This is a genomic window from Streptomyces sp. UNOB3_S3, from assembly GCF_020740895.1.
GTDB lineage: Bacteria > Actinomycetota > Actinomycetes > Streptomycetales > Streptomycetaceae > Streptomyces.
On record NZ_JAILXP010000308.1, the window covers coordinates 1 to 8660 of the forward strand.

General features: G+C 72.0%; 10 protein-coding genes and 1 pseudogene. 2 read left to right on the forward strand and 9 right to left on the reverse strand.

Going from position 1 to position 8660, the window contains the following annotated elements:
* A pseudogene (locus K6I33_RS26770) lies at nt 1-377 on the forward strand (serine/threonine protein kinase); the annotation flags it as partial.
* Nucleotides 378-464: 87 nt separating this feature from the next.
* Here K6I33_RS26770 and K6I33_RS26775 read toward each other — a convergent pair.
* From K6I33_RS26775 to K6I33_RS26800, 6 genes are all read right to left on the reverse strand, one after another.
* The gene (locus tag K6I33_RS26775) at nt 465-1046 is read right to left on the reverse strand and encodes a Uma2 family endonuclease (RefSeq protein ID WP_229357101.1); all 582 of its coding nucleotides are present in this window, start codon (nt 1044-1046) and stop codon (nt 465-467) included.
* Nucleotides 1047-1185: 139 nt separating this feature from the next.
* Nucleotides 1186-1497: a hypothetical protein gene (locus tag K6I33_RS26780; RefSeq protein WP_229357102.1), complete on the reverse strand. Its 312-nt coding sequence runs from the start codon at nt 1495-1497 to the stop codon at nt 1186-1188.
* Entirely contained in the window at nt 1497-1904 is a 408-nt protein-coding gene (locus tag K6I33_RS26785) for a hypothetical protein (RefSeq protein ID WP_229357103.1), read from the reverse strand. Before K6I33_RS26785 ends, K6I33_RS26780 begins: the two co-directional genes overlap by 1 nt.
* Before the next feature lie 170 nt (nt 1905-2074).
* Nucleotides 2075-2302 (reverse strand): DUF397 domain-containing protein, encoded by a 228-nt coding sequence (locus tag K6I33_RS26790; RefSeq protein WP_229357104.1) that lies wholly within the window; start codon nt 2300-2302, stop codon nt 2075-2077.
* 3 nt (nt 2303-2305) lie between these two features.
* Nucleotides 2306-3166: a helix-turn-helix transcriptional regulator gene (locus K6I33_RS26795; protein ID WP_229357105.1), complete on the reverse strand. Its 861-nt coding sequence runs from the start codon at nt 3164-3166 to the stop codon at nt 2306-2308.
* Between the two features lie 104 nt (nt 3167-3270).
* Nucleotides 3271-4557 (reverse strand): adenylosuccinate synthase, encoded by a 1287-nt coding sequence (locus K6I33_RS26800; protein ID WP_229357106.1) that lies wholly within the window; start codon nt 4555-4557, stop codon nt 3271-3273.
* A gap of 177 nt (nt 4558-4734) precedes the next feature.
* Between K6I33_RS26800 and K6I33_RS26805 the strand changes: the two genes are divergently transcribed.
* The gene (locus K6I33_RS26805) at nt 4735-5718 is read left to right on the forward strand and encodes a diacylglycerol kinase (protein ID WP_229357107.1); all 984 of its coding nucleotides are present in this window, start codon (nt 4735-4737) and stop codon (nt 5716-5718) included.
* 49 nt (nt 5719-5767) lie between these two features.
* Here K6I33_RS26805 and K6I33_RS26810 read toward each other — a convergent pair whose 3' ends face one another.
* From K6I33_RS26810 to K6I33_RS26820, 3 genes are all read right to left on the reverse strand, one after another.
* Nucleotides 5768-6427, reverse strand: coding sequence for a response regulator transcription factor (locus K6I33_RS26810; protein ID WP_229357108.1), 660 nt, complete (start codon nt 6425-6427; stop codon nt 5768-5770).
* Nucleotides 6424-7683, reverse strand: coding sequence for a sensor histidine kinase (locus K6I33_RS26815; RefSeq protein ID WP_229357110.1), 1260 nt, complete (start codon nt 7681-7683; stop codon nt 6424-6426). The genes K6I33_RS26810 and K6I33_RS26815 overlap by 4 nt, the downstream gene beginning before the upstream one ends.
* 112 nt (nt 7684-7795) lie before the next feature.
* A partial coding sequence (locus K6I33_RS26820) for an aminotransferase class V-fold PLP-dependent enzyme (RefSeq protein WP_229357109.1) occupies nt 7796-8660 on the reverse strand: 865 nt, incomplete at its 5' end.

Sequence of the window (8660 nt, forward strand, 5' to 3'; positions counted from 1 at the left end):
CCCCGGCCACCCAGGACCCCACCCGGACCCCGGCGCCCACGGGCTACTTCGGCACCTGGCAGACCACCTTCGACAGCGGCGCGGGCCCCAACTACCGGACGATCACCGTCTCGGAGGCGGGCGACGTCACCATCCAGGGCAGCGGCACCCTCTCCGACGGCACGTCCTACACCTGTGGGTGGCACGCGACGAGGACCGGAGGCGGCGGGGGCTCGATGCGCCTGGGCCCGTCGGCCGTCACCCAGGCCAACCCCGCGTCCGCCTGCCAGCCCGGCTCCTCGTCCGACCTGACCCTGCTCCCGGACGGGCGGATGCGGCGCTCCTTCACGGACTCCGGAACGAAGGACGCCTCGCTGGTCTACAGCAGGACCGGCTGAGCCGAGTCGCCACGTGTACCGGCTACCCGCGGCAGGGGGTGCGGGTAGCCGCGGGGACATCCGGTCGTGGGAGGCGCGGGGCGTCCCTCAGCGGACGTAGTTCTTCAAGGGCTCCGTATCGAGAGTGATGTTCACCGGGCCGGGAAGAGTGACCTGCTCTCCGAAGGGGGCGCGGTGGATGTCGAGGTATCCGCGTTCCGGGTCAGGGTTGGTGTGTACGGCCACGACCCCGGCGTCGCGGTCGACCAGAACATGGACAGGAATGCCGGCGGCAGCGTAGGCGGCCGGCTTCTCCCGCCGGTCACGGCGGTCGGTGTCCCCGTCGTACGAGGTGACCTCGACGGTCATCAGCACGCCGTCGGGGTCGGCCCACTCACCGTGCCCGGCGAAGTGATCCACGGGCACGAGCACCCCGTCCGGACGGGCTCTGCCCTTGCGGTATTCGCCGACCTTCAGCCCGCGAGTCGTGTAGAGATCGAGCTCGGGGCGCGCCTGCATGCAGCGCCTGAGCAGCCACATGATGATCGCGTCGTGATCCCCGTCGGCCACCGGCTTCTCCTCGATCCGTCCGTTGATGAACTCCAACGTGACGGTCTCGGGCGCGGCGGAGGCGATCTGCTCGAATTCCTCCACCAGCATGTGCGACGTGCGCTCGGCCATAACCGTCATGGTGCACTCCCTTCCAGGCGAAGGCCAGCCTCGCCGACCTTCGGCAGGCACCGGCTCCCTTTTCCTGCCGCTCCCCCGGACGGGTGACGGCATGGGGCTCGGCCCCGCGCCGTAGCGCGGGGCCTGGGCGGTGGACGACCTACGGCTGGTGCGTTCCCTTGCTGCCCCCGACGTCCTTCCGGCAGTCCGGCGTGCGGTCGGCGGGCGTCGTCACGGGCGCGCCGTCGAGGGCGCGGCAGAGCTGCGCGTGCAGGTGCTCCGCCTCGGCGGCGGAGAGCCGGAGGACGAGATCGGCGTGGAACCTGCCGTGCTGTTCCAGCCACAGGGGGACGGTGACGCTGCCGTCGGCCTCACGACGGACGGGCTTACCGGGGACACGGTTGATACGCAGGCCGTGACGCGGAGGAAGCGGGGGGAGCGGAGGCAACGGAACCGGGTTCGGGGTGAGCATCACGCGGCCACCGCCTGGGGAGCGAGCGCGGTGACGGGCGTGCCGATGCGGTGCCCGTGGATGGCCCACGGCCCGATGTCGATGCCGTCGAGGGCGAGCGCGAGGGCGGTACGGCGTCGGCGCTGCTCATGGGTGAGGCGGTGGGGGCGGAAGAAGGGGGTGAGGTCGGCGCGGGCAACGTGCCGGTCCGGCGTTCCGGGCAGCGACGGCGGTGTGAGGGCGCGGATCAGGAGGCGGAGGCCGGATGTGGTGCGGACGTGCTGCGCGGCGGTTCCGGTACCGGCGCGGCACGAGTCGTACGGCGACGGCGACGCGGCAGCGCGGCGGCGCGCTCCCGTGGCCGGGAACAGCAGGTTCAGGACGAGGGATAGTGTTCGTTGCAGGACGAGCCCGATACGGTTGGGCATGCTGACGCTCCTATGCGGCGTTGGCCGGCCCCGGGACGCGCACACGTCGCCGGGGCACACTGATGCATGGCTCAACTCGGAGCTGAGTCAAGGTGATAGGACGGTAGCCACACCGCTCACCCGCACACAACGTGTTGTATGGGCGGCCACCCAGAAGAGCGAGTCCACCGTCAGGATGTTGACACCTGTCCGGGTTGGGCGCCTTCGAGCCCGAGCCTGTTGGCTCTGACGCGGGCCAGGAGCGCACGCAGCCCATCGGGCGACACCTTGACGACCGCACTTGGGTCATCACTCTCCCGCAACAGGATGCGGCGGCCCCTCAGGGCCAGCTCGACACAGGCCCCGTCAGGCTGCTCCGAGAACGAGGACTTGAGCCACTGGATGCCCACTGCTCTCACGCCTCACAGTTGCTGCGCCACCTCGTGAATGAGGTCCCGTGAGCGGCTCGGGCTGAGGGCGCGTTGCTCCATACGGTCCAGCACCGCACGATAGTTCGCAAGATGGGTGTCCGCATGCAGAAAGACCGACCCTACGGGAGTGTCCGTCTGCACCGTGTCCAGTTGCGGAACGGGGCCGTACACATAGGTCGTTGTGCTCGCCGCAGCGGGAAACCCACCGATGTCGAACGGCAGGATGCGGACCACTACGTTTTCGCGCTCGGACTGCTCCAGCAGATGGTGCAGCTGGGTCCTGGCCACCCGGCTGCCACCGAACCGGATAAGCAGAGCCGCTTCGTGAATGATGAACGTGCAATGGGGCGCCCATGCCCCGTCGAGCACACCGCTGCGCCTGAGCCGGAAGGCGAGCTTGCGCTCGAAGTCGTCACGGGCCAGAGGCGGGACGGCTTCCCCGAACACAGCCCGCGCGTAGTCCTCGTGCTGGAGAAGCCCCGGCATGTGCGTGATCTGCGCCGAGCGGATGGCGACCGCATGGTGTTCGAGCTCGGCAAGGTCCAAAAGCGCCGCAGCGACCTGGCCACGGTACTCGTCCCACCAGTTCATGCCCACGAAACGCCGTTCGCTCGCCATCTCGGTGAGCGCGTCGATGTACGCGGCGTCCCGGCACGCGTAGTTGGCGGCCCACACGCGCACGCGGTCGGCACTCACGCCGAACCGTCCGGACTCGACGTTGCTGATGGTGGTCCGGTCGGTACCGTGCAGCGCGGCGGCCTTGGTCGGGGACAGCCCGGCGCGCTCGCGCATCTTGCTCAGTTCGGTACCCAACCGCCGCTGCCGCTCGGTCGGGGGCTTCCTGACCGACATCACGCTCCCCCTCGCACCACACTGTGGACCGCGCACACTGTGGCACAAACGACGGCGCCCCGGCGGTCGATGACCACCGGGGCGCCGTCACGCAATCGTGCCGCTTACGAGAGGAAGGAGTTGATCTCGATCGTCTCGTCACGGCCCGGGCCGACACCGATCGCGGAGATCGGCGCGCCCGACATCTCCTCCAGCGCCTTGACGTACGCCTGGGCGTTCTTCGGCAGCTCGGAGAAGGTCTTGGCCTTGGAGATGTCCTCGGTCCAGCCCGGCAGCATCTCGTAGATCGGCTTCGCGTGGTGGAAGTCGCTCTGGCTGTAGGGCAGCTCCTCGACGCGCTTGCCGTCGATCTCGTACGCGACGCAGACCGGGATCTGCTCCCAGCCGGTCAGCACGTCGAGCTTGGTGAGGAAGAAGTCCGTCAGACCGTTGACGCGGGTGGCGTAACGGGCGATGACCGCGTCGAACCAGCCGCAGCGACGGTCACGGCCGGTGGTGACACCGCGCTCGCCACCGATCGTGCGCAGCGCCTCGCCGTCCTTGTCGAACAGCTCGGTCGGGAACGGGCCGGCGCCGACACGCGTGGTGTACGCCTTGAGGATGCCGATCACGCGGTTGATCTTCGTCGGGCCCACGCCCGCGCCCGTGCAGGCACCGCCGGACGTCGGGTTCGAGGAGGTGACGAAGGGGTACGTGCCGTGGTCGACGTCGAGCAGCGTGCCCTGGCCGCCCTCGAAGAGGACGACCTTGCCCTCGTCGATGGCGTTGTTCAGGATCAGCGTGGTGTCGGCCACGAAGGGCTTGATCTGGTCGGCGTAGGCCAGCAGACCGTCGACGATCTGCGACGTCTCGATGGCGCGGCGGTTGTAGAGCTTCGCCAGGAGCTGGTTCTTCAGCTCCAGGGCCGCCTCGACCTTCTGGGTCAGGATCGACTCGTCGTAGAGGTCCTGCACCCGGATGCCCACGCGGTTGATCTTGTCCGCGTAGGTGGGGCCGATGCCCCGGCCGGTGGTGCCGATCTTGCGCTTGCCGAGGAAGCGCTCGCCCACCTTGTCGAGGGTGACGTTGTAGGGCGTGATCAGGTGCGCGTTACCGCTGATCAGCAGCTTGGACGTGTCGACGCCGCGCTCGTTCAGCCCGCTCAGCTCGGAGAGCAGGACCGCCGGGTCGACGACCACACCGTTGCCGATGACCGGGGTGCACCCCGGCGAGAGGATTCCGGAAGGGAGAAGGTGCAGCGCGTATTTCTGGTCACCCACGACGACCGTGTGGCCGGCGTTGTTGCCACCTTGGTAGCGCACCACATAGTCGACGGATCCACCGAGCAGGTCGGTGGCCTTTCCCTTGCCCTCGTCACCCCACTGAGCACCGAGCAGCACAAGTGCGGGCACAGGCGTACACCCCTTCCGGGCGGGGCATGTCCAACGTGCACAGGTGGCCTCCCGCCCGCGAGATACGGGCGTTCACCACCGCTAGAGCCGTCGAACCGGTGCCCCGGATAGACGAAGCCCCTGGCGCAACAGCGACAGGGGCTCTTGCACCGAGAGATTACCTGAGGAAGGACGAAGGTGTCGGCTCCAGACCCGAGCGGAGCGCAGCTGCTCGTCGTCATCGACCCGGTCGCCAGGCGTGTGGACGGCGAGTCCACGCGGATCGCGAGGGATGTGCTGTGCGCCGGAGCGGTGGCCAAAATCTGTCTCCCCGGCGGGCCGGAGGAGGTGGCGCGCGCGGTCGCCCGGCGCGGGCGGCGGCGGATCGTCGTGATCGGCGACGACCGGGCCCTGCTGCGCGTCGTGGGCCTGCTGCACCGCCGCCGCGAGCTGGCCGAGGCCCCGCTGGCGTGGGTGCCCGTCGGGGCGCTCCCCGCGGTGTCGGTGGCCCGGGTGCTCGGCGTCCCCCTGGGGACCGTGGCGGCCGCCAGGGCGGTGCTGGACGGCGCGGAGCGGCGGCTGGGGCTGCTGGCCGACGAGAGCGACGGCGTGGTGCTGGGCGGCCTCTGGGCGCCCGCGGGGGCCGTGCGGGCGGGGCGGGCGGCCCCGGCGGGCCAGCCTTCCGGTTCGCCGCCGCAGGCCGCCGCGGCGGTGCCGGCGCCCGGGAGCGGGCCCGAGGGCGGACCCGGCGGACCCGGTGGGTCCGGTGGGCCCGGTGGGCCCGGGCCCGGTGGGTCCGGTGGCCCGGGTGGTGGTCACCAGGCGTGGTGGACGCCGGCCGCCCGGACCGCCCGTACGGCCCTGACGCTGCTGTCCGGGCCGTCGGGGCGGCATCCGCTGCCGGGGGCGACGCGGCTGCGGGTGGAGGCGGACGGGGAGCTGCTGGCCGACCTCGACCGGCCGGTCGCGCGGGTCGCGGTGACGGCGGCGGGGGGCCTGGCCGAGGTCGTCGTCCACGCGGGCGGCCCCTCGGACCCCCCGGTCCGGGTCCTGGCCCGCACGGTCACGGTCTCCGGCCCGGACTTCCGCTACCGCGCCGACAACCGCGTCCGGGGGCCGGTACGGACGCGCACGTGGACGGCGGTCGGGGACGCGTGGGGGCTGACGCTGCCGCGCGAGTAGCGCGGCGGGGTCACCCGCCCGTGTCGTCCGCCCGTGTCCCCCACCCGTGTCACCCGCCCGGCCGGACCAGGCCCGCCTCGTACGCGAAGACCGCCGCCTGGGTGCGGTCCCGGAGGCCGAGCTTCACCAGGATGCGGCTGACGTGCGTCTTCACCGTCGACTCCGCCACCACCAGATGCGCCGAGATCTCCGCGTTGGAGCGCCCCTGGGCGACCAGCACCAGCACCTCCGTCTCCCGCTCCGTGAGGTCGCCGACGCGCTCCGGCGCGGGGGCCTTGTGGGTGCCCAGGCGGGAGAACTCCTGGATCAGCCGCTTGGTGACCGTGGGCGCCAGCAGCGCCTCGCCGTCGGCGACGATCCGCACACCGTCGGCGAGCTGGCGGGCGGAGGCGTCCTTCAGCAGGAAGCCGCTCGCCCCGGCGCGCAGCGCCTGGTAGACGTACTCGTCCAGGTCGAAGGTGGTGAGCACCAGCACCTTCGCGCCCGAGTCGGCGGCGACGATCTCCCGGGTCGCCTCCAGCCCGTTCATGTGGGGCATGCGGATGTCCATGAGCACCACGTCAGGCCGCAGCTCGGCGACCTTGCGGACGGCGTCGAGGCCGTCCACGGCCTCCCCGATCACCTCGATGTCGGGCTGGGCGCCCAGCAGGACGGAGAAGCCCTCGCGGACCATCATCTGGTCGTCGACGATCAGCACCCGGACGGTCATGCGGCGGCCCCGCCCGTCGTGACGGGGAGGAAGGCGACGACCTCGTAGCCGCCGTCGTCCGTGGGCTCCGCCGTCATCTCGCCGCCGAGCATCGTGACGCGCTCGCGCATGCCGAGCACGCCGTGGCCGGCGCCCGGGGAGGGCTTGGCGAGGCGGTCGGGGCGGCCGTTGACGATCCGCAGGCCGAGCCCGCCGAGGACGTAGGAGAGCTCGATCCGGGCCGTGGCGCCGGGCGCGTGGCGCAGGACGTTGCTGAGCGCCTCCTGGACGATGCGGTAGGCGGACAGCTCCACGCCCTGCGGCAGCGGCCGGACCGATCCGGTGGTCACCCGCTCCACGGCGAGCCCGGCGGAGCGGACGTTGGCCAGCAGCGCGTCGAGGTCGGCGAGCGTGGGCTGCGGGGCCTCGGGGGCGGCGAAGGCGTCCGGGTTCTCGGACCGTACGACGCCGAGGACGCGGCGCAGCTCGGTGAGGGCGGCCACGGCGTTCTCGCGGATGGTGGCGAAGGCGGCGGCCAGCTCGGGCGGGGTGTCCTGGACGCGGTAGGGCGCGGCCTCCGCCTGGATGGCGACCACGGACATGTGGTGGGCGACGACGTCGTGGAGCTCGCGGGCGATGTTCGTGCGCTCCTCCAGCACGGTCCGCCGCGACCGCTCGACCTCGGTGACGGCGACCTGCTCGGCGACCTGCTGCTTGGACTCGCGCATGGCGCGGACGGCGGCGACGACGAAGAGGAACATCCCGGAGATCACGGACATCTCGAAGACGTCGGTGTGGAGGCCGGAGCCGCGGGCGACGGAGATGAACACCTGGAAGGCCATGGTGATCAGCCACATCTCGGCGGCCAGCCGGGGGCGGGTGCGGAGGGTGACGATCACCATGACGGCGAGGTGGGAGACGAAGCCGCCGGGGGTCCACGGCCCGGCGCCGAGGACCACGGCGGAGACGAAGGCCGCGCCGATCGACAGCCACCAGGCTCCGACGGGCCGCAGCAGCGTGGTCACCAGGGGGATGCCCGCGAACAGCGCGAGGATCACGCCCGCGCTCGTCGACACGGACAGGGTGCCCAGCACGACCATCCCCGTGAACCCCACGACGATCGCGTGCGGCAGCCAGCGCGTGTAGCGGCCCAGCCCCCAGGGGGCCCTGCGGACCAGCGCGTGGCCGTCGCCGAGCGGCGGCAGCGGCCGGAAGGCGAAGGCGTCGGTGAACAGGTCCTTGCGTATCTCCTCGGTCGCGCTCTCGAGGATGCGCATCTCACCGTGCAGGCCGTTCGAGTCATGCGTCTTGGTCACACATCAACCGTAGGCAACCGGAGCGGACGCGTCGTCCGCTTGTCAGCCGATCTCCGGGGGTCCGTCTCAAGTACTACGCGAGGACCTCCCCCAGCGTCCGCGCCGCCCGTTCCGCCTCCGCGAAGGCCGTGTACAGCGGGGTGAAGCCGAAACGGAGCAGGTCCGGGGGCCGGTGGTCACCGACGACGCCGCGCCGGACGAGCTCGGCCATGGTCCCCGCGGCGGCCTCGGCCGGGGTGGCCCTCAGGGCCACCTGGCTGCCGCGCTCCGCGTGCGCGACGGGTGTGACGGACGCGACCCGGCCGGCCGGCAGGTACGCCTCCGCGCAGCGCAGGAAGAAGTCGGTGAGGGCGAGGCTCTTGGCGCGTACGGCCGTGAGGTCGACGTCGTCCCAGACGCCCAGGGCCGCGTCCAGCGCGAGCAGGGAGAGGATGTCCGGGGTGCCGACGCGGCCGCGCGGCGCGCCGCCGGCCGGGGCGTAGCCGGGGGCCATGCCGAAGGGGTCGGCGTGGGAGTTCCAGCCGGGCAGCGGGGAGTCGAAGCGGGGCTGGAGGTCGCGCCGGACGTAGAGGAAGGCGGGCGCCCCGGGGCCGCCGTTGAGGTACTTGTACGTGCAGCCGACGGCGAGGTCCACGCCGTGGGCGTCCAGGCCGACGGGCAGCGCGCCCGCGCTGTGGCACAGGTCCCAGACGATCCGCGCCCCGGTGGCGTGCACGGCGGCCGTGAGGGCGGGCAGGTCGTGGAGGCGGCCGGTGCGGTAGTCGACGTGGTTGACGAGGGCCACGGCGGTGCGGGGGCCGGCCGCGGCGGCGAGGTCGCCGACGGGGACGGCCCGGATCCGGCAGCCGGTGAGCCGGGCCGCGGAGGCGGCGATGTAGCCGTCCGTGGGGAAGGTCGCCGCGTCGACGAGGATCTCGTCCCTGGCCCGGCCCCCGCAC

Excerpts from the sequence above, each read along its gene's own strand:
- K6I33_RS26780 (WP_229357102.1), bottom strand. The coding sequence starts at position 1,497 with ATGCTCACCCCGAACCCGGTTCCGTTGCCTCCGCTCCCCCCGCTTCCT.
- K6I33_RS26795 (WP_229357105.1), bottom strand. The coding sequence starts at position 3,166 with ATGTCGGTCAGGAAGCCCCCGACCGAGCGGCAGCGGCGGTTGGGTACC.
- K6I33_RS26815 (WP_229357110.1), bottom strand. The coding sequence starts at position 7,683 with ATGCGCATCCTCGAGAGCGCGACCGAGGAGATACGCAAGGACCTGTTC.
- K6I33_RS26810 (WP_229357108.1), bottom strand. The coding sequence starts at position 6,427 with ATGACCGTCCGGGTGCTGATCGTCGACGACCAGATGATGGTCCGCGAG.
- K6I33_RS26785 (WP_229357103.1), bottom strand. The coding sequence starts at position 1,904 with ATGCCCAACCGTATCGGGCTCGTCCTGCAACGAACACTATCCCTCGTC.
- K6I33_RS26775 (WP_229357101.1), bottom strand. The coding sequence starts at position 1,046 with ATGACGGTTATGGCCGAGCGCACGTCGCACATGCTGGTGGAGGAATTC.